The sequence below is a fragment of the Thermostichus sp. MS-CIW-40 genome, assembly GCF_054058315.1.
Genome location: NZ_JBSSAC010000032.1, coordinates 1 through 19,973, shown reverse-complemented (window position 1 = coordinate 19,973; position 19,973 = coordinate 1). Strand labels below are relative to the sequence as shown.

Sequence of the window (19,973 nt, the reverse complement as noted above, 5' to 3'; positions counted from 1 at the left end):
AGCGATCCCAAGCCGACAACACAGCACACCCCAGCAATTGGCGTTGGCTCAATGGATCGCTCAATGGATCTAAGAAGGAGGTAAGGCATGTCGGATGGAGCAACCAGGGGATCCCAGCTTCAGCAACCCTCTCAACCCCAGCTTGGCTCAGAGCCGCCTTTGGTCTTGCCCCTGACGGAGGTGGGGCTGCGGGACGTTGCCCAGGTGGGCGGGAAAAACGCCTCCTTGGGAGAAATGCTGCAGCAGCTCACCTCAAAGGGGATCCAGGTGCCGACAGGATTTGCCACCACCGCCCATGCGTATCGCCAGTTCATCGCCTCTGCGGGTTTGGAGGAAAAGCTGCGCGAGATCTTTCGGGATCTCGACATTGAAGACGTGAACAACCTGCGCCATCGCGGCAAGGCTGCCCGCACCTTAATTCTGCAGACTCCCTTTCCCCCTCAGCTAGAGCAGGCCATCACGGAAGCCTACCAGAAGCTGTGCGAGCGCTACGGCCCCGACACCGATGTGGCAGTGCGCTCCAGCGCCACGGCAGAAGACTTGCCGGATGCCAGCTTTGCCGGCCAGCAGGAGACCTACCTGAACGTGCGTGGAGTGCGGGCAGTGCTCAATGCCTGTCACCACTGTTTTGCCAGCTTGTTTACCGACCGGGCCATCTCCTACCGCCAGACCAAGGGCTTTGACCATTTTCAAGTAGCCCTCTCGGTGGGGGTGCAGAAGATGGTGCGCTCGGATCTGGCTTGCTCGGGGGTGATGTTCTCCATCGACCCAGAAACCGGCTTTAAAGATGCGGTGCTGATCACCGCCGCCTACGGCCTGGGGGAAAACGTGGTGCAAGGGATCGTCAACCCCGATGAGTACGTGGTCTTCAAACCCACCCTCAAGCAGGGACTGCGCCCCATCCTCTCCCGCAAGCTGGGCAGCAAGGCCCTGAAGCTGGTCTACGACGAGGGGGGATCCCGTTCCACCAAAAACGTGGCCGTCCCCGAAAGCCTGCGCCGGCAATATGCCCTCAAGGACGAGGAAGTCCTGGAGCTGGCTCGCTGGGCCTGCCTGATCGAAGAGCACTACTCGGCGCTGCGGGGCCGCTTCACCCCCATGGACATCGAGTGGGCCAAAGATGGGATCACCGGCGAGCTGTTTATCGTCCAGGCCCGCCCCGAAACGGTGCAGTCGCAAAAAGGGGCCAACCAGCTGACCACCTATCGCTTCACCCAGCCTGGGGCGCAGCCCGAGCCTCTGGTGCGGGGACGGGCCGTAGGCGAGGCCATTGGCCAGGGCACAGCCCGCGTCATTTTGGATGTGCGCCGCTCGGATCAGTTTCAGGCCGGCGAGGTGCTGGTGACCGAAAAAACGGATCCCGACTGGGAGCCAATCATGAAAAAGGCCAGCGCCATCGTCACCAACCAGGGGGGCAGAACTTGCCATGCGGCCATCATCGCCCGCGAGCTGGGGATCCCGGCCATTGTTGGCTGCGGCAACGCCACGCAGGTGCTCCGTTCCGGCGAGCCCATCACCGTCTCCTGCGCTGAAGGGGAAGAAGGGCGGGTCTACCCGGGCCTGTTGCCCTATGAGGTGACGGAGATCCCGCTGGAGGAGCTGCCCCGTCCCCGCACCCAGCTGATGATGAATGTGGGCAACCCAGAAAAAGCCTTCGGCCTCAGCGGGATCCCTTGCGATGGCGTGGGGCTGGCGCGGCTGGAGTTCATCATTGCCAACCACATTCAGGTCCACCCGCTGGCTTTGCTCAACTACGAGCAGGCGGTGAAAGAGGAGCCGCGCCTGGCAGAGCTCACCGCCCAGTATCCCGATAAGCCTGAATACTTTGTGGATAAGCTGGCCCAGGGGGTGGCCACCATTGCTGCCGCCTTTTACCCCAAGCCGGTGATCGTGCGGCTGTCGGATTTCAAGAGCAACGAGTATGCCCACCTGTTGGGGGGATCCCGATACGAGCCCCACGAGGAAAACCCGATGATCGGCTGGCGGGGGGCCTCCCGCTACACGGATCCCCGCTACCGCGACGGCTTTGCCCTAGAGTGTCGGGCTATGAAGCGGGTACGCGACGAGATGGGCCTGACCAACGTGGTCTTGATGATCCCCTTCTGCCGCACACCGGAAGAAGGGCACAAGGTGCTGGAAGAGATGGCCCGCCACGGCCTGGTGCGGGGAGAAAACGGCCTGCAGGTGTACGTGATGTGTGAATTGCCCAGCAACGTCATCCTGGCCGACGCGTTTTGCCAGATCTTCGACGGCTTCTCCATCGGCTCCAACGACCTCACCCAGCTCACCCTGGGGTTAGACCGCGACTCAGCCCTGGTGGCCCACCTTTTTGACGAGCGCCACGAGGCCGTCAGGCGGATGATCGCCCAGGTAATCCAGACGGTGAAAAGCCATGGCCGCAAGATCGGCATCTGCGGGCAGGCCCCCAGCGACTACCCCGACTTCGCCCGCTTCCTGGTGCAGGCGGGGATCGATTCCATCAGCCTCAACCCCGATTCCCTGTTGAAAACCCTGCTGGTGGTGGCCGAAGCAGAAGCGGCTGGCGCCCGGTGAGCCCAAAGCCGGCCCAGGGACGTGCGCGGGGATCCCGTCTCCTGAGTTACAATCTCTTCTGCTGTGTTCCCATCCCCATCGATGATCCACGAACTCTCCATGCCGGCCCTCAGCTCCACCATGGAAACGGGCAAGATCGTCACCTGGCTGAAAAACCCCGGCGACCGCGTGGAGAAAGGAGAAAACATCCTGGTGGTGGAGTCGGACAAAGCGGACATGGATGTGGAGTCCTTCCACAGCGGCATCCTGGCCAGTATCCTGGTGCCGGCAGGGGAATCAGCCCCGGTGGGCGCGCCCATTGCCCTGATTGCCGAAAGCGAAGCGGAAGTGGCCCAAGCTCAGGAAAAAGCCAAAGCCCTCGCTGCTGGCGTTACCCCTGCGGCTCCACCTAGCGCAGACCGCGCCTCTGCAGCTCAGCCGACAAGTCCTGCCCCTGCGGCAACCCCCACCTCTACACTGCCAAATGGATCGGATGGCGCCGGATCCCAGCGGATCGTGGCTTCCCCGCGGGCGAAAAAATTGGCGGAAAGCCTGGGGATCGATCTGCGCACCGTGCGCGGCTCCGGCCCCAACGGTCGCATCATAGCCGAAGACGTGGAGCGGGCAGCAGCCCTTTCCGCTCCTGCAGTGGCTGCCCCCTCTGCCCCAGCCCCCGCGCCTCCAACTCCTGTGGCTGTCCCCTTGGGAGAAACGGTTCCCCTCAGCACTTTACAAGCGGCGGTGGTGCGCAATATGAACGCCAGCCTGGGCGTGCCAGTGTTCCACGTGGGCTACACCATCACCACCGACAACTTGGATCAGCTGTACCAACAGGTAAAGCCTAAGGGGGTGACCCTGACGGCCCTTTTGGTCAAAGCGGTGGCCCTGACCCTGGAGAAGCATCCCCTTTTGAATGCCAGCTACACAGAAGGCGGGATCCACTACAAAGCCGATATCAACATCGCGGTGGCGGTGGCCATGGAGGATGGCGGGCTGATCACCCCTGTCCTAAAGCAAGCCAACCGGCTGGATCTGTATGAGATCTCCCGCCGCTGGAAGGATCTGGTGGAGCGGGCGCGGCGTAAGCAACTGCAGCCAGAGGAGTACAACAGCGGCACCTTCACCCTCTCCAACCTGGGCATGTTTGGGGTGGATCGCTTCGATGCCATTTTGCCCCCCAACCAGGGATCCATTTTGGCCATCGGCGCTTCTCGCCCCACGGTGGTGGCGACGCCGGAAAAAGCGATTGCCATCCGCTCCCAGATGCAAGTGAACCTTACCTGTGATCACCGCGTCATCTACGGCGCCCATGCAGCGGCCTTCCTGCAAGATCTGGCGCAGCTCATAGAGCACAAGGTGGGATCCCTGACGTTGTAGCCGCCCTGAAACCCGGCCTTGAGCCAATCTCAGAGTAGGGTTCTTCTCTCGCGCAACCCACAAGGTCGGGCAGCCGGCGAGGCCCCAGAGCTCAGGAGCTCCTCCTGGGAAAGCGCTGCATCAACTCTTGCACAGCCTCGGCATGGTAGGAGCTGCGGGTTAGGGGCGAAGACACCACCTGCAAAAAGCCCAGTTCCTCTCCCACCCGTCGCCAATGGTCGAACTCCTCTGGGGTGACATAGCGCTCCACCGGCAAGTGCTTGGGGCTGGGCGCCAGGTATTGGCCGAGCGTGAGGATGTCACAACCCACCCGGCGCAGATCCCGCATCACCTGCAAGATCTCCTCGGCTGTCTCTCCCAGACCCAACATCACCCCCGACTTGGTGTACAGGCCGGGATCCCATTGCCGTGCCAACTCCAACAGTTTGAGGGAGCGCTCGTAGTTCCCTTGCGGGCGTACACGGCGATAGAGGCGGGGCACCGTTTCGGTATTGTGGTTGAGCACCGTCGGTCGGGCGGCCAAGATCTGCTGCAGCGCCTGCCAGTTACCACATAGGTCTGGGATCAAGACCTCGATGGTGGTCTGGGGCATGCGGCGGCGGATTTCGGCAATGCAGGCCACAAACTGGCTGGCTCCCCCATCGGGCAGGTCGTCCCGATTCACCGACGTAATCACCGCATGGCGCAATCCCAAGCGTTCCACTGCTTCTGCCACCCGCAGGGGTTCAGTGGCATCCAGGGGCAGAGGGCGTTTGGTGAAGTCGATATCGCAGTAGGGGCAGGCGCGGGTACAGGCCGGGCCCATGATCAAAAAAGTGGCGGTGCCGTTGGCAAAACACTCCCCCAGGTTGGGACAGGAAGCCTCTTCGCAAACCGTGTTTAGGCCCAAGTCCCGCAGCAGTTGTTTGACGGATCCCACCCGTTGAGGGGCCTTGGCCCGCAGCCAAGAGGGTTTGCCGCCAGGAGAAGAAGAAACAACGGTCAAAGAAGTGCTCCAACACAAAACAGCAGCGACGGTATCACTCAGCTTAGCCTGCCATTTGGCCCCCTTGAATTTGGACAAAGCCAATTTCCCGGCCCAATTGATCCCTAGCGCCTCGGAAGCACGACCCAAAACGCGGCATACTGGAAAGCAAATGTCGAGCGATAGGGATCCCACATGGTTGTCGCTGCTCCTCCCTCTCTGGAACAACTTGCCATCAACACGATTCGCTTTTTGGCGGTGGATGCTGTTCAGAAGGCCAACTCCGGCCACCCTGGCCTGCCGATGGGAGCAGCACCCATGGCCTATGTGTTGTGGCAGCAGTTCATGAAGTTCAACCCCCGCAACCCCAAGTGGGTGGATCGGGATCGCTTTGTGCTCTCGGCGGGGCATGGCTGCATGCTGCAGTACGCGCTGCTGCACCTGACCGGCTTCGATGTAAGCCTGGAGGACATTAAGCAGTTTCGCCAGTGGGGATCCAAAACCCCCGGCCACCCGGAAAACTTTGAAACTCCGGGGGTGGAGGTGACCACCGGCCCGCTGGGGCAAGGGGTGGGTAACGCGGTTGGGCTGGCCATTGCCGAGGCCCATCTGGCCGCCCGCTTCAACAAGCCCGGCCACACCATTGTGGATCACTACACCTACGTGATCTTGGGGGATGGCTGCAACATGGAGGGGGTGGCTTCCGAAGCAGCTTCTTTGGCCGGCCACCTGCAACTGGGCAAGCTGATCATGCTCTACGACAGCAACCACATCTCCATCGACGGCAGAACGGAAATCGCCTTTACGGAAGATGTGGGCAAACGCTATGAAGCCTACGGCTGGCACGTGCAAAAGGTAGACGACGGCAACCACGACCTGAAGGGGATCGCCGAGGCCATCCAAAAAGCCAAGGAAGTCACCAACAAGCCTTCTTTGATCATTGTCGAGACCACCATCGGCTACGGATCCCCCAACAAGGCCGGCAGCGAGAGCGTCCATGGGGCACCCCTGGGGCCGGAAGAGGTGAAGCTCACCAAACAAAACCTGGGTTGGCCTCTGGAGCCGGAGTTTTACATTCCCGACGAGGTGCTGGCCCACTTCCGCCAGGCCATCGAAAAAGGGGCCAAGGCCGAGGCCGAGTGGAACGAGCGCTTCGCCGCCTACGAGAAGGCTTACCCCGAAGAGGCCGCCGAGTTCAAGCGCATCATGGCCGGGGAGCTGCCGGTGGGCTGGAAAGAAGCGCTGGCCCCCATTGCCGAAACCGGCAGAGAATCCACCCGCAACCTCTCCAAGTTTTGTCTGAATGCCTTGGCCAAAGCGGTGCCGGAACTGCTGGGGGGATCCGCAGATCTCGCCCACTCCAACATGACCTATTTAAAAGGGATCCCAGAGTTTCAGGCCGGATCTTACGAGGGGCGCAACTTCCGCTTTGGGGTGCGGGAACACGGCATGGGAGCCATCGCCAACGGCATGGCGCTTCATGGAGGCCTCATCCCTTACGACGCCACCTTTTTGATCTTCACAGACTACATGCGGCCTGCCATCCGCCTATCGGCCCTCTCGCAAGTGCGGGTGCTGCACGTCATGACCCACGACTCCGTCGCCTTGGGGGAAGATGGCCCCACCCACCAGCCCATTGAGACACTGGCTTCCCTACGGGCTATCCCCAACCTCTATGTGCTGCGCCCAGCGGATGCCCGCGAAACGGTGGGATCCTACCAGGTGGCCCTAGAAGCCAAGACCACCCCTTCTGTGCTGGTGTTTACCCGGCAAGCCGTCAACCCGGTGGAAGGCACCTCCATTGAAGGCGTAGCCAAAGGGGCCTATGTGGTGGTGGATGCCCCCAATCCAGAGCTGATCTTGATCGCCACCGGCTCTGAACTGGAGCTGGCGGTGAAAGCTGCAGCCCAACTGAAGCAGGAAGGCCGGGCCGTGCGGGTGGTCTCTATGCCCTGTATGGAGCTGTTTGAGGCCCAGCCCCAGAGCTACCGCGATTCCGTTCTGCCCCCCAACGTCACCAAGCGCGTCTCCGTCGAGGCAGGTTCCACCTTCGGCTGGCACAAGTACCTGGGGTTTGAGGGGGTGGCCATTGGCATCGACCGCTTTGGCGCCTCTGCCCCCGGCCCGGTGTGCATGGAGAAGTTCGGCTTCACGGTGGAAAACGTGGTCAACACTGCCCGCCGGCTGCTGGGCTGAGGGCACTTTACCCCTTCCTCGGCGCTTTCAAGGGGCTCAGCAGGGATCCCTTCTCTGCTGGGCTTTTTTCCCTGTTGAGCCTGCTGCCCAGCGGCGTGACCCGGACAGGCGTAGCGAACCTCGCATCAACCAATCAGCAGGACTTCCAAAGCATCCGGATCTGCTTCTTTCTGTAGGGCAGCCATGGCGGAGAACGCAGTCGAGGGCGGCTTCCTGCCCCGCAGACAACACCTTTGCCTTGAGGACATCTTCAACCATGGCGGGGATGATCCTTGAAGGCAAGTTGGAAGTCGAGCAGGCTGCCACCATCGCCTTGAAATCGCCTTGAAGAAGAAACTTTGGCTTCCGCCGCCGTGCTGAGGTGCTTGTGCCGGCTGCAGACACAAACAGCTTTGCCTACTGTTTGCCTACTGTAGGAACCCCGCCAGTAAAATCACCGCGGCTCCCACGGCAGCCAAAATCGTCAGCGCCCGGCCCGCGTCGGCACTGCCCTTCCACGAGAAGTTTTTCTCCGACTTTTTCGGTTCTGCTGGCATGGCCATGCCTCCCTTTGCATTGCCAACTCTAACTTAACTTCCCCCCCACGGGATCTTAGCTGGTTGGGGCATACCCTGGAAAAAACAGCAGCCATCTGGCCCGGCCAGCCGTTTTTGGGAACAATACAAGCAGGCAAGGGATCCAACTCCCACCAGTCTGGAAGCACATCCTGAGGCGAAAGCCATGAGCTATGCAGAACGGAGCGAAAGAATGGTTTTGACGTTGGCGACTCTGCTGGGCGGCTGGGTTGGCGGAGGGTTGTTGCAGGGATCCCTCTGGGTTGCCGCTCAGCCTACCTTTCAGACAGTGCCGTTGCCGCGCCTGCCTGTGGGTGTCGATCAATCGGTCTTCGATCGCCCGGTAGCCCGCTTTAACCCCAACCTACCTGCCGAGCTGGTGATCCGCAATCGCACCGGTCTGCCTTTGGAATACGGCTTTACCGATCCCCGCCAGAAAGTCTCGGAACTGCCTGCAGGCGAAACGTTGCGCCTGAGCAACCTGCTGATCCCCAACTGCATGGCCATCAACACGCCGATGTTGGCTCCTGTGGGCTACCAGGTGAGCGTGGATCCCTTGAATGTGATCACCGTAGAGGTGCGGCTGGTCAACGATGTCTCCGGCGATCATTGCCTCGATCTGCAAGAGACAGGGGCTATTTTTGTGAATTGATATCAATAAACTGACATAAATCGATCGGCGATCGGCGGTCACGACACAAGTTAGTTGATCAAAGGGATCCCTTACATCCTCACCTACAGTCATCTTCTGGCCTTTGCCAGGATGGACATGGGATCCCACACGGTAGATGGCAGTTGACTTTGCCCGGTTTTGACGCTGGGATTGAGTCTATTGGAGAGCCAATCAGAGGTTTAGGCGTATCGACAGGGGCCATCCCCTGTGACAGGATTCGAACAGGATATCGAGGCCGATGTTCTGCCGGACTCTGTTTAGCCTTTCTCTGGGCTTGTTGCCTGTGTAGTCTGTCTGTACTCTATCTTTTTCTTGGATGGTCTCATGAGCGATAACTTGTATTCCTGGTTTCCCCGGGCCTTGGTGATCGGTGCTGCGGTTGTGGGGTTGTCGAGCTTGCCTGCAAGGGCTCAGCAAATTACGGATCCCAGCCCAGCTCAAGCGGCCACCAATGTTGAGCCCACCTCGCCAATCTCGGCTTCTTTTCGCAGCCAAGATGGAGTCAGCGTGCGTCCGGAAACGGTGAGGGTTTTCCTGGATGGCCAAGACGTCACTTCCCAGTCGGTGATTACCCGCGATTTCTTCACCTATCGCCCTGCCCAACCTCTGCCGCCGGGGCGCCGGGAAGTTCTGCTGGAGTTCACCAATACCCAGGGGGTGACCCGCCGCGTGACCTGGAGCTTCACCGTGGGTAGCCCTGTCCGCGCTTCCATCGACCTGGTGGATCACAATGCCGGCAGTCGCCCCTTGGCAGCGGGAGAAATCCTGTTGGTCACCGTCAAAGGTACCCCTTCCAGCCGGGTAACGGTTTACCTCATCCAGGATGGACGGCAAGTGCAAACCTTGCCGGCTCAGGAAGTTTCCAGCGGCACCTATGTAGTGAACGCCCTAATCGAGGCGAAAGATACCACCCGGGAAGGGATCGTCGTCGCCCGCCTGGAAAATGGTGGCCAAGTGCGCTTCATGACCGCCGAACAACCGGCCCGCCTGATCGAAGGGGCCACCGGGGGCATCCAGCGGCTGACCACCCAAGAGGTTTCCGCTACAGTCAGCGCCCCCAGCCCCCTCTTGCCTCAAATCACCAACCTGCAGGATGGGGATCGGGTTTCCGGTTCTTCGTTTACGCTGCAGGGCACTACAGCTCCCAATGCTTCGGTGCGGGTGAATGTAACGGCTTCGACCTCTCTGGGGGGCATCATCAGCGCCCAACAGACCGTGACCAACCAAACCGTGCAGGCAGATGCCCAGGGCCGTTTCACCATCACCGTTCGGCCTCCCATTCCGGCCTCTGGCACGGTGTATCAGGTGAATCTCACGGCCACTTCCGGCAACCAAACCAGCCCAACGGTAACCCTGCGCCTTACCCAGCAGTAGGGGTTCAAGGGATCCCAATCCATCCCGATAGCCTTCCCCCCACCCATCAAGGGATCTGGGCAGCCTTCCATGTCCAGCAGTTCAGACTTCCCTCTCTCCCCTGGGAGAAGGGCTGGGGGTGAAGGCTCTATCATCTTCAATTCCCAGGGATCCCTTGTCGGCTGGCAGGGGAGTTTTGGATAGAGGAGACTGTAGTTGCCAGCGCCACAGGATCCCGGCCATGATCAAGGTGGGCAAAACGATCATCCCGATCACCACCGGTATTTGCTCCGGCAAGGCCAAGTAAGGGCCACCATATTTGATGGCTATGCTGATTCCGGCGGCAGCCAGCATCAACTTCAGGGCAAACCAGACTGTTTTTTGATTCATGACTTATGGTCACTAAATTCACGATGGGCTGGGGTTGCTGACCATGGCAGTGAGAATGCCGGCAATGGTTTCTAGCTCCTCAGGTACCCGATACAGCGTTAAGTCTTGTTTGATCACCTGCTGATCGGCAAGAATTTGTCCGAACTGCCAGATAGACCCCATCGTCACTGCACCGTAGATCTGAGCCTGCTGCTCCACCTGCGCCAGGGCAATCATTTCTACAGCCATTTGCACAAAGGCTCGCGTTAGATCGTCCTTTTTGGCTTCAACCACCAGCAGGATGTTCTTCCCTCGCAACAGATAATCGAGGCTGCCCTTCAACCAATTGTTGACCATCAGGGGATACTCCAGCCGCAAAGGAACTCGACAATGGAGAGCCACTTCGGTCAGCACAGGAGCCACCAGCAATTCCCGCCGCGCTGTTTCGCTGGTGAGGCTAACCAAAGGTAACAATTGTCGGATCCGATCTTTCAAAACTGGGGTTTGCGGCGGCGCAGGGGCAACAGGCCATGTCCACTCCCCAATTTCCAGTTGATAGCCGAACTGAGCCAAGATTTCATCTGGCTCGTAGGGCATCTCAAAATAAGAGCGAAAAGTATAGGATTCGTCTTCTTTAAGAATGGAGATGTTCAGCATCGGGTTCAGGAGAAGCCACGCTCAGTCCGGCACAGCTAGGGCTGCTTCAATCCGCTCTTTCAGGGTAGTCACCACTTCTTCAATGGGAATTTCCGTGGCTTGGCCGCTGGCCCGCTCGGTGAGTTCCACCTTGCCCTGTTTGAGGCTGCGCCCTGTGGTGAGGCGATAGGGGATCCCGATGAGATCTGCATCCTTGAACTTGACGCCGGCCCGCTCGTCCCGGTCATCCCAGAGGGTCTCGATGCCGGCAGCAGCGAGATCCTGCACCAGTTTTTCCGCCACGCTCATCTGCTCGGCGTCGGAGATGTTGGGCACCACCACCACTACGTGATAGGGGGCAATGGCCACCGGCCAGATGATGCCATTGGCATCGTGGGACTGTTCCACCGCCGCCTGGGCCAAGCGGGATACCCCAATGCCATAACAGCCCATCCACAGGGGCTGCTCGGATCCCTGCTCGTCGGTAAAAGTGGCCCGCATCGGCAGCGAGAACTTGAGGCCTAGCTGAAAGATATGGCCGATCTCGATGCCACGGGCCGTTTCCAGGATCTGGTCGGGGTTGAGCAAACACCGATCCCCCGCTTGCGCTTTGCGCACATCCACCACTTCCGGCAGGGGATATTGCTCGCCCCAGTTGGCCCCCACCACGTGCTGCCCCACGTGGTTGCTGCCGGTTACGAAGTTCTGCAGCAGAGCTGCCGTCTGGTCGGCCAAGCGCAGGATCTGGGGGGCAAGGTTTTTCTGCCGGCCCAGACAGCTATCCGGCAAATCAGGAGCGATGTAGCCCACCGGGATGGGATCCCCCTGCCAACTGTTTTGGATCTCGGCATCCGCCAAGGTGAGCTTGAGCAGCTTGTTGGCTTGGTAGCGCTCTGCCAAGCGGCTGAGGTGGTTGGCCAGTTTGACCTCGTTGACTTCTTGATCCCCGCGGATGCTGAGCAGCACTGCCACCCGCAGGCCGTTGTCGTAAAGGGCTTGGTAGAGGACGTTTTTGACGATAAGGGTGGGGGAAATCTTCAGGAAATCGGCGAGCTTGTCAATGGTCTCCGTCCCCGGTGTATCCAACACCTGAAAAGATCCGTAGGGAGAATCTGCAGCCTGCGGCGGGATGGAGACAGCCTTTTCCACATTGGCAGCATAGGAGCCATCGGGCGTGTAGAGAATCTCATCTTCTCCGGCAGAGGCCAGCACCATAAACTCCTGCGAGGCCGCCGATGGCCCCCCGATCGCCCCGGCATCAGCATCCACCACGCGAAACTCCAGCCCACAGCGCCTGAGGATGCGGCTATAGGCTCGGTACATATCCTGGTAGGTCTGGCGCAGGCTTTCCTCGTTGGCATGGAAGGAGTAGGCGTCTTTCATGATGAACTCCCGCCCTCGCATCAGGCCAAAGCGGGGTCGAATCTCATCCCGGAACTTGGTCTGGATCTGGTAGAGCGTCTGCGGCAACTGGCGATAGGAGCGGATGAGATCCCGGGCCAGCAAGGTGATCACCTCCTCATGGGTGGGGCCTAGGGCCTGCTCACGTCCCTGGCGATCCTTAAGGGCAAACATGATCCCTTCCGCCTGGGTGTACACCTCCCAGCGGCCCGACTCCCGCCAGATCTCTGCCGGCTGCAGCTGGGGCAAAAGACACTCCTGAGCGCCGATGGCGTTCATCTCCTCCCGGACAATCTCCGAGATCTTTTGCAGCACCCGCCAGAGGAGCGGCAGATAGGTGTAGATCCCTGGGGAGAGCCGCCGGATAAAGCAGCCCCGCAGCAGCAATTTGTGGCTGGGCAGCTCGGCCTCAACGGGATCCTCCCGCAGCGTTACAAACAGCATCTGGCTCAGTCTCTGGCTCTGTTGCATCCATTCCCCCCTCTGAGGACTCCGTCCCGCTTACGCGATCAGCTCAAATTTTCCCTCCCTGTCTGGGATCCTCTGCCCGAGAACACAGGCCTGACCGGCAGGCCAACCTGAAGTGCCTTGATGAAGCTAGACAGAGGCCAGCGTCCGCCGCTTGGTGACCATCTGGTACACCTCGATGATGTCGCCTTCCTGCCAGGATTGGAACTTGTCGATGCCGATCCCACACTCGAAGCCCGCAGCCACTTCCCGCACATCGTCCTTGAAGCGCTTCAGAGAGTCGAGACGTCCCTCGTAAACTACCTCCCCTCTGCGGCGAACTCGCACCAGAGCATTGCGCTGCACCTTGCCCGAGAGCACATAGCTGCCGGCAACCGCACCGCGCCCGATGGGGATCACCATGCGCACCTCCGCCTGACCCAGCGGCTCCTCTACTTCTTCCGGCTCCAGCAGGCCCTCCATGGCCGCCCGCAGATCGTCCAGCAGGTTGTAGATGATGTCGTACTCCCGCACATCCACGCCCTTGTCATCGGCAGCCTGGCGGGCGCCGGGGGCCAGGGTAGTGTTGAAGCCGAGGATGATGGCGTCGCTGGCCGCAGCCAAATCCACGTCGGTTTCCGTGATCTCGCCAGGGGCCGCCAGCAGAACCCGCAACTGGACTTCCTCTTGGGGCAAGTCCCGCAACGCTGTCTGGATGGCTTCGGCGGATCCCTGGACATCCGTCTTGATGATCAAGTTCAACTCCTTGAGCTGACCTTCTTGGGCTTTGGCGGAAACGCTACCCAAGCTCACGCGACGAGACAGCAGCGCCTGTTGTAGACGGGTTTGCCGCAGCACCTCCGCCCGCTCTTGGGCAATGCGACGGGCCTCTTTTTCGTCGGTGTAAACCTGGAACTCATCGCCGGCTGCCGGGACTTCATCCAAGCCCAGCAGTTGTACTGCCGAAGAGGGCCCGGCTTCTTGCAACCGCTGGCCGCGATCGTCCATCATCGCCTTGACCCGACCCAGAACGGCCCCGGCCACCAGGGTATCCCCCACCCGCAGAGTGCCATTTTGCACCAAGAGGGTAGCCACCGGCCCGCGGGCTTTGTCCAAGTGGGCCTCGATCACCGTGCCGCGAGCGGGACGATTGGGGTTGGCCTGCAGCTCCGCCACATCGGCCACCAACAGGATCATCTCCAGCAGAGCATCCAGGTTACGGCGGGTGAGAGCGCTCACCTCCACCATGGGCGTGTCGCCACCCCACTCCTCTGGCAATAGGCCGTGCTCCGCCAACTGCTGCTTGATGCGCTCTGGCTGGCTGCCGGGCTTGTCGATCTTGTTGATGGCCACGATGATCGGCACCTGAGCCGCCCGCGCATGGCTGATCGCTTCCAGAGTTTGCGGTTGTACCCCATCGTCGGCGGCCACCACCAAAACCGCAATGTCGGTGACGCGGGCTCCCCGGGCGCGCATGGCGGTAAAAGCCTGGTGGCCAGGAGTATCCAGGAAAACGATGCGCCGCTTCTGGCCTTCAAAGTTCACATCCACATGGTAGGCACCGATGCGCTGGGTGATCCCGCCAGCCTCTCCCTGGGCCACTTTGGTGTCGCGGATGGCATCGAGGAGGGTGGTTTTGCCGTGATCCACATGGCCCATGATGGTCACCACCGGCGGACGCGAGACCAGATGGTCGATGTCCTCCACATCCAGCATTTCGGTTTTTTTGGCCTCGGGTTCTGCCTCGGGTCGGCGAATCTCATAGCCCAACTCTTTGGCCACCGACTCGGCCAGCGACTCATCCAAGACCTGGTTGATGGTCACCATCACCCCTTTGAAAAAGAGGGTTTTGATGATCTCAGTTTCGGCCACGCGCAGGCGATGGGCCAATTCCTGAACGGTGAGGCTGCCATCCAAGAGCAACACCTTCTCTTCGGGCAAGGGCTCTGTCCCGCTAGCGCGATCGGCAGCACCAGCCTCAGCGGAGGTAGGTTGCTGCTGCAAACGGGCAGCAGGGCGGGGGCGGGCAGGGGGAGCAGCCGTTGCCGCGGGTGGGCGATAGGAAGGAGGCTTGGCGGTGGGGCGAGCCAAGGGCTTGAGGGCGTTCAGCTCAGCCTGCTTGACCGCTGAAATGATGGTCATGGGATCCAAATCCAAACCATCTCCATCTCCTTCCCCCCGTCTCCGACTGCGTTTGCGTTTGGCTTGGACGCGGGCAGCCCGCCGACTGAGAGCTTGTAGCTCGTCGTCCTCTTCTTCTTCCGTTTTGCGCTTGACCTTGGGTGGGGTAGGTCTTACGGGAGCCTCCGCCAACACTGGGCTGGGACGTTCCCCAGGGATCCTCTCTGGCAAGGGAGAGGCGGCATCTGGCTCAGGGGGAGCTGGCTTGGCCACAGGACGGGTAGGGGGCCCCACCAATTCCATCCGCCGCTGCGGACGAGGAGCTTCACCGACTTCGCCGCTGCTGACACTGTCTTCTTTGGTTGCCGGGGAGCGCGTGCCAGGGCGAACGGGTGCGCTCACCAGTTGTGGACGCGGTCGCTGCGCAGGTGGAGGAGAAGGAGCTTTTTCTTCCGCAGGCTGAGGGGCACGGGCGCGGCTGGGGGATGGTGCTTCTGAAGGGCTGGGGCGACTGAGCTCGGGAGCTTTTTGCGGCGGTTCAGGCCGCTCTGCCGGCAGTTCTGCCTCGGAGGTAGCTCGTCGAGGGGGGGTGAGCACAGTTGGGCGCTTGGCCACAGAACTGGGCTCGGAGCTGCTGGCTTTGGCTGCGGCAGGTTCAGGGCGAATGGGGGGGGGTGCCGGTTGAGAAGCCGTCCCCGGCTCTTGGGTGGCCTCAGACGAGCGGACAAGAGGGGTAACCTGCCGCCGCGGTGGGCCTATGAGCTGAGCACCACCAGCCGATCCCTTTTCGGGGGAGACTCGCTCAGGTCGAGACAGCGAGGGCTTGGCAGCCGGCAGAGTTTCAGCAGTCTTGGCTTCGCCAACTGGAGCTGGCTGCTGAGCAGGCGCGGGCCGACGAATGCCGACGATCGCGCTGGCGGTGCCGGGAACTTTCTGCTGAGGGCGCTCACCGACTTTGGCTTCAGCAGGAGGCTCCGGCGGCAGGCTTTCAGATGGGGGTTTGGGCCGGGGTCGAGGAGGTTTCACAATGTGGGGGGCGCCCAGCTTGCTGCGCACCAACTCAGCTTGCTCCGGAGAAATGGTGCTGCTGTGGGTTTTGAAAGGGATCCCCAGTTGCTCACAAACCTCCAGCACATCCCGACTGTCACGCCCCATCTCACGGGCAATATCATAAATTCGAACTTTATCGGTCATTCGTCTGCTAGCCTCTGCTCCTTTACTTCTCGTCAGTTTTACTATCCAAACTCAATGGGAACCAAGTTATTGGGTTGAGCCGAACCTTTCGGGCTTTCGGGGGCTTCCTCCGGCGCATCGAGAACAGCTCGGCAATCCTCCGGGGATCCGGCCTGAAGGGAACCCAGGTCTGAAGCTGCTCTGGCAACATCCACAGGGGACATCCAGTAAAGCAACCGAGGAAGAACGAGCAAATGTCAACAGCGCCTCCAGAATAACCTCTCTGCAGTTCATCCCACTTGGCCTCAGTTTTCCAGCCAACTCCCATTCTGACAGTTGAGAGGGGCTGCCGTGTGGTTCGCAACTTAGCGAACCTGAAGAGGCGCTTTGAATATCTTACCTACATTGGGAATACCTCTAAGGCTCAGGCTTTTGGAGGAGATGTCCCTGGGAATCTTGCTCAAGAGAATCCAGCAGCCGTTGGAACAACGAGTCAGGCACAGGTGCCTTGAGGGCTCGGTTTATCTGTTGCTTGCGCCGGGCTGCCTGCAGACATTCCAGCCGCCGACAGACATAGGCAGAGCGCCCCATACCCCCGCCCAAAAGCACTTGGTGGGAATCAAATTGTCTGACCAGCCGCCACAGTTGTGAGCGAGGAAACAACTGGCGACACCCTACACAACGACGCAGCGGATCGGCACCCGGCAAGAGACTCTATCCTGCTGGTACACTACAAGCAAGCCCTATCTAGCCTACTCCAAATCCAGCGCCTGCGATCGCAGAAACTCAAAGAAATACTCCACCAACTGGGGATCCCGCCACCCTCTGGCTGTTTCTTCCCGCAAAATGTCTATAGCCTCTTGAGCAGTGAAAGCTCGCTTGTAAGGTCGCTCTGAGGTGAGGGCGTCGTAGATGTCGATGATCTGAAAGATGCGGGCCACCAGGGGGATCTCTTCCCCCTTGAGGCCGTCGGGATAACCGCTGCCATCCCAACGCTCGTGGTGGTGGCGGATGAGGGGCAACACCTCTTTCATGGTGCGTAGTGGGCGGCAGATTTGCTCCCCGATCAAGACATGGGATTTCATCACCTCCCACTCTTCCGGCGTATGCTTGCCTGTTTTACCCAAAATGGCATCGGGTATGCCCACTTTGCCGATGTCGTGCAGGTAACCTCCCCACATCAGCACCTTGATCAGGGGACGGGGCAGATGCAAAAACTCGCCGAAGCTCTTGGCCATTTGTGCCAGGCGCTCACAGTGATCCCCGGTGGTGGGATCCCGGCTTTCCACACTGCGGGCAATGGCGAACAAAACCTGGGCAGCATGATCCAAGTCTTCATTGAGGTGCTTTTGGCGAACGAGGGAACGCACCCGCGCCAACAATTCCGACTCGTCAAAGGGCTTGCTCAAGAAATCATCTGCCCCAGCTTCAATACCGCGCACGCGATTTTTGCGATCGCTGGCCGCTGTAATCAGCACCACCGGGATCAAACGCGTCTCGTCATTGGCTTTGATGCGTCGACAGACCTCGAACCCATCTAACCCCGGCATCATGACATCCAGCAAGATCAGATCCGGCTGGAAGGTTTTCAACATTTGCAGGGCTTGATTGCCGCTTTCGGCCTCGCTGACCCGATAGCCAATGCTCTGCAGCAGATCCCCCAGCAGCAGGCGGCTGTTGGGCTGATCATCGACGATCAAAAGATGACCGATCTCTGTCTCATCCGCCTCATCCGCAGAAGGTGTGACAGGGATCCCAACTGTCACGGGCATCTTGGGCATCTCGAGTTTGGCGAGTTGGGCACAGGAAAAGCTGGTCACTGCAGGATCCCAGTAGCAACACCTCTACGGTAATCCCATCAGAGAAAAAAGAGCATCAGGCTTTACACTGAGCTGCTCCGGGAAAGGGAAGGGTTTTCTCCCATCAACCCAGGGCTTTGTGAGCAATTGTACAAAGCCTAGATATCCTGGCAGCCTCCTTCTGTTTAGTCTGATACAGATGCTCCGGAGAGTGGATGCCCCAGTCAACTCCCCAGGCTCCTACGTCAGCTTGCCAGTTGAGTGTCGGGCCCGGTATTTGGCCCCCGGAGTACCGGAGAGTGCTGGGTTCTCTATGAATGCAAAATGAATGCAAAGGCCGAGAATTACGGCCCATCAAGAAATTAAGGGGCACAGCAGCAACACTTCTCTGGGAGAGGGGCTGGGGCTGATGGTCTGTTGAGAACGGGCTTGGAGTGGATGCACCTGAACTGGATGGATCCAATCCTAACTTGGGACTCTCGAATCGATTACTTGTTGAGAAAGTCCCCCAGATTGAGGATGGTGTTTTGCTCGCTGACGATGGCTTGGATGTCGTCGGGCAAGTTGCGGACATACTCGAGCTGGATGACGTTCGGGTTGCTGCGCAGCGCTTCCCCTTTGAGGGCGATGGCTTGGGCCTCACCGCTGGCTTTGACAATCATTCGTTGTTTGATGAGTTGAGCCTGCTCTACGCGAAACACTTCTCTTTGCTTCTCTTGCTCGGCAATTTGTTTGGCTTCGATGGCCGACTGAAACTCTTTGGAAAATTCCACATTGCGCAAGAGCAAGCTCTGCAGCACCAGCCCTTCTGGCTGCATTAGGCGAGAGAGCTCAGCGGCAATTTGTTCTTGGATTTCAGCTCGTTGCTCAGAATAAACGCCAATGGCCGAATAGCGGGCGATAACATTGCGCACCACGGCTTGGGAGGCGGGGCGAATAATTTTGTTCAGGTAATCGGGGCCTACATTGCGATGGATTTCGGGAACCCGATCCGGATCCAGGCGATAGCGCACCGAAACATCCAGATCCACCCGTTGCCCATCGGCAGTGAGAGCGGTGAGGGTATCGTCGGCTTTGACGCTGCGCTCTTCACTTCGGCTGGTCATGTTGTAGGTTTGGGTGCGCACATCGTAAAGGGTGGGGAACTGCAGCACCGGAATCAGCAGATGGATCCCCTCGCGGCGGGGAGTCATTTCCACTCCCGTGAGGCGGTTGAAGATGACGGCTTCGTAGCCGGGTTGGACAACCAGCAGACAACGGGGCAGGAGGGTCAGCAGCGCCAAAAGCAGGCCCAGCAGAGGCAGAAAGCGCGAAGTCTTGCGGTCAAGACTAAATGGTCTAGGGCGTCGCATGCGCATGGGCAAGGGCTCCGGGATCCAAGAGCTTTTTTATCTTAAGGGGTGTGCTGGCTAGCTCAGCACCCAGCGCTGCAGGGCAATGCCCAGCAGCAGGCCAAGGCCGCCGAAGCGTACCACCTGCCAAAAGGTAGCGGGGACAGGATTAAACACCTCTAGCACATAAGCCTGCAGGCGTTGCTCCAGTTGGCTGGCTTCAGCTTGGATTTCGGCCCATTGTTCAGGGGAAAGCTGGGCTATGCGCTCCAATTCTCTGAGGTCGGCAAGACGAGCCTGGAGACTCTGGAGTTTTTCCTGCAGAGCCTCGAGAGGATCAAAGGGATCGGGATTGGCCGTCACGGCTGGGCTTTTGTGGGGGGGTAGGCTTGGGGAGAACGGGATCCGGCAAATCCGGTTTGGATCTCGTTGAAGGGTTTGGCTTTGATCAGCCCTGGGGGAACGGGATCCAACTTGAAGAGGGCGCGAATAGCGTTTTCCACCTCGGTGATGGGGCGGTTGCCGACGGATTGATAGACGATATTTCCCTCTGGGTCGAAGAGGAGGGTTTGAGGCACTTGTCCGGTGTAGTATTGGCCGCGCTCGTCGCCGGGCAGGAGGGAATCGACGGAATAGGGGATGAAATAGACCCCCAGCCCGTAGCGAACCTGCAGGTTGGCAATGGTGGCGGCGTATTTTTTGCAATCGCTACTGTCATCGATGTAATACACGAGGAGGGCCGGGATCCCTTGCTCTTTCGCCTGCTTCAAGGAAACGCGAGGGGGGATCATGCCGCCATTGGCCCCGTAGAGGGCAAAGATGTTGCCATCGTAACGGTCGTCGTTGAGCAGGGCGCTGGCGGGAGGGGAAAACCAACCTGTCAAAGCGATGAGCAGAGCCACCAGGAAGATACGAAGCAACAGCATGATCTCATCCTCTTGTAAACTACCCAACTCCGACCGCTAAAGCGGTACGGAGCGGGCTTTCAGTAGCCCTGAGCCTGCTCTGCTCTACCAGAGAACAAAACAGGCCCGAACCTCTAGGCTG

General features: G+C 59.8%; 16 protein-coding genes. 5 read left to right on the top strand and 11 right to left on the bottom strand.

Features of this window, described 5'->3' with window-relative positions:
* The first annotated feature begins 87 nt into the window (after positions 1–87).
* Positions 88–2,553, top strand: a complete 2,466-nt coding sequence (gene ppsA / locus ACVWXF_RS10210; RefSeq protein WP_457474325.1) for a phosphoenolpyruvate synthase — start codon at positions 88–90, stop codon at positions 2,551–2,553.
* Positions 2,554–2,634: 81 nt separating this feature from the next.
* On the top strand, positions 2,635–3,909 hold the full coding sequence (locus tag ACVWXF_RS10205) for a dihydrolipoamide acetyltransferase family protein (RefSeq protein WP_457474324.1): 1,275 nt from the start codon (positions 2,635–2,637) through the stop codon (positions 3,907–3,909).
* Positions 3,910–4,000: 91 nt separating this feature from the next.
* Here the strand turns inward: ACVWXF_RS10205 and lipA are convergent, their stop codons facing one another.
* Entirely contained in the window at positions 4,001–4,894 is an 894-nt protein-coding gene (lipA, locus tag ACVWXF_RS10200) for a lipoyl synthase (protein WP_457474323.1), read from the bottom strand.
* 174 nt (positions 4,895–5,068) lie between these two features.
* Here lipA and tkt point away from each other — a divergent pair, with 174 nt between their 5' ends.
* Positions 5,069–7,069, top strand: a complete 2,001-nt coding sequence (tkt, locus tag ACVWXF_RS10195; RefSeq protein WP_457474322.1) for a transketolase — start codon at positions 5,069–5,071, stop codon at positions 7,067–7,069.
* Positions 7,070–7,476: 407 nt separating this feature from the next.
* Here tkt and ACVWXF_RS10190 read toward each other — a convergent pair whose 3' ends face one another.
* Positions 7,477–7,611 (bottom strand): hypothetical protein, encoded by a 135-nt coding sequence (locus ACVWXF_RS10190; protein ID WP_414351941.1) that lies wholly within the window; start codon positions 7,609–7,611, stop codon positions 7,477–7,479.
* Positions 7,612–7,789: 178 nt separating this feature from the next.
* Here ACVWXF_RS10190 and ACVWXF_RS10185 point away from each other — a divergent pair, with 178 nt between their 5' ends.
* Both ACVWXF_RS10185 and ACVWXF_RS10180 read left to right on the top strand, forming a co-directional pair.
* Positions 7,790–8,275 carry a hypothetical protein gene (locus ACVWXF_RS10185; protein WP_457474321.1) on the top strand — a complete coding sequence of 162 codons (486 nt, stop codon included), beginning with the start codon at positions 7,790–7,792 and terminating at the stop codon, positions 8,273–8,275.
* 345 nt (positions 8,276–8,620) lie between these two features.
* Positions 8,621–9,670: a hypothetical protein gene (locus ACVWXF_RS10180; protein WP_238376920.1), complete on the top strand. Its 1,050-nt coding sequence runs from the start codon at positions 8,621–8,623 to the stop codon at positions 9,668–9,670.
* 81 nt (positions 9,671–9,751) lie between these two features.
* Here the strand turns inward: ACVWXF_RS10180 and ACVWXF_RS10175 are convergent, their stop codons facing one another.
* From ACVWXF_RS10175 to ACVWXF_RS10135, 9 genes are all read right to left on the bottom strand, one after another.
* A complete protein-coding gene (locus ACVWXF_RS10175; RefSeq protein ID WP_457384397.1) occupies positions 9,752–10,039 on the bottom strand; it encodes a hypothetical protein in 288 nt (95 codons plus the stop codon).
* An 18-nt stretch (positions 10,040–10,057) separates the two neighbouring features.
* Positions 10,058–10,675, bottom strand: a complete 618-nt coding sequence (locus ACVWXF_RS10170) for a hypothetical protein (RefSeq protein WP_457384396.1) — start codon at positions 10,673–10,675, stop codon at positions 10,058–10,060.
* Between the two features lie 21 nt (positions 10,676–10,696).
* Complete coding sequence (locus ACVWXF_RS10165) at positions 10,697–12,526, bottom strand: proline--tRNA ligase (RefSeq protein ID WP_457474320.1); 1,830 nt, start codon at positions 12,524–12,526, stop codon at positions 10,697–10,699.
* 126 nt (positions 12,527–12,652) lie between these two features.
* Positions 12,653–15,817, bottom strand: a complete 3,165-nt coding sequence (gene infB / locus ACVWXF_RS10160) for a translation initiation factor IF-2 (RefSeq protein WP_457474319.1) — start codon at positions 15,815–15,817, stop codon at positions 12,653–12,655.
* A gap of 396 nt (positions 15,818–16,213) precedes the next feature.
* The gene (locus ACVWXF_RS10155) at positions 16,214–16,504 is read right to left on the bottom strand and encodes a YlxR family protein (protein WP_011432759.1); all 291 of its coding nucleotides are present in this window, start codon (positions 16,502–16,504) and stop codon (positions 16,214–16,216) included.
* Positions 16,505–16,548: 44 nt separating this feature from the next.
* On the bottom strand, positions 16,549–17,568 hold the full coding sequence (locus ACVWXF_RS10150) for an HD domain-containing phosphohydrolase (RefSeq protein ID WP_457474318.1): 1,020 nt from the start codon (positions 17,566–17,568) through the stop codon (positions 16,549–16,551).
* 515 nt (positions 17,569–18,083) lie between these two features.
* Positions 18,084–18,953, bottom strand: a complete 870-nt coding sequence (locus tag ACVWXF_RS10145) for a prohibitin family protein (protein ID WP_148202707.1) — start codon at positions 18,951–18,953, stop codon at positions 18,084–18,086.
* A 51-nt stretch (positions 18,954–19,004) separates the two neighbouring features.
* A complete protein-coding gene (locus tag ACVWXF_RS10140; protein ID WP_041436379.1) occupies positions 19,005–19,289 on the bottom strand; it encodes a hypothetical protein in 285 nt (94 codons plus the stop codon).
* Positions 19,286–19,852, bottom strand: a complete 567-nt coding sequence (locus ACVWXF_RS10135) for a thylakoid membrane photosystem I accumulation factor (RefSeq protein WP_011432764.1) — start codon at positions 19,850–19,852, stop codon at positions 19,286–19,288. The genes ACVWXF_RS10140 and ACVWXF_RS10135 overlap by 4 nt, the downstream gene beginning before the upstream one ends.
* Between the last annotated feature and the right edge of the window lie 121 nt (positions 19,853–19,973).

Coding starts and splice junctions, on each gene's coding strand:
- ppsA (WP_457474325.1), top strand. CDS start 88: ATGTCGGATGGAGCAACCAGGGGATCCCAGCTTCAGCAACCCTCTCAA.
- ACVWXF_RS10205 (WP_457474324.1), top strand. CDS start 2,635: ATGATCCACGAACTCTCCATGCCGGCCCTCAGCTCCACCATGGAAACG.
- tkt (WP_457474322.1), top strand. CDS start 5,069: ATGGTTGTCGCTGCTCCTCCCTCTCTGGAACAACTTGCCATCAACACG.
- ACVWXF_RS10190 (WP_414351941.1), bottom strand. CDS start 7,611: ATGGCCATGCCAGCAGAACCGAAAAAGTCGGAGAAAAACTTCTCGTGG.
- ACVWXF_RS10185 (WP_457474321.1), top strand. CDS start 7,790: ATGAGCTATGCAGAACGGAGCGAAAGAATGGTTTTGACGTTGGCGACT.
- ACVWXF_RS10180 (WP_238376920.1), top strand. CDS start 8,621: ATGAGCGATAACTTGTATTCCTGGTTTCCCCGGGCCTTGGTGATCGGT.
- ACVWXF_RS10175 (WP_457384397.1), bottom strand. CDS start 10,039: ATGAATCAAAAAACAGTCTGGTTTGCCCTGAAGTTGATGCTGGCTGCC.
- ACVWXF_RS10170 (WP_457384396.1), bottom strand. CDS start 10,675: ATGCTGAACATCTCCATTCTTAAAGAAGACGAATCCTATACTTTTCGC.
- ACVWXF_RS10165 (WP_457474320.1), bottom strand. CDS start 12,526: ATGCAACAGAGCCAGAGACTGAGCCAGATGCTGTTTGTAACGCTGCGG.
- infB (WP_457474319.1), bottom strand. CDS start 15,817: ATGACCGATAAAGTTCGAATTTATGATATTGCCCGTGAGATGGGGCGT.
- ACVWXF_RS10150 (WP_457474318.1), bottom strand. CDS start 17,568: ATGCCCGTGACAGTTGGGATCCCTGTCACACCTTCTGCGGATGAGGCG.
- ACVWXF_RS10145 (WP_148202707.1), bottom strand. CDS start 18,953: ATGCGCATGCGACGCCCTAGACCATTTAGTCTTGACCGCAAGACTTCG.
- ACVWXF_RS10135 (WP_011432764.1), bottom strand. CDS start 19,852: ATGCTGTTGCTTCGTATCTTCCTGGTGGCTCTGCTCATCGCTTTGACA.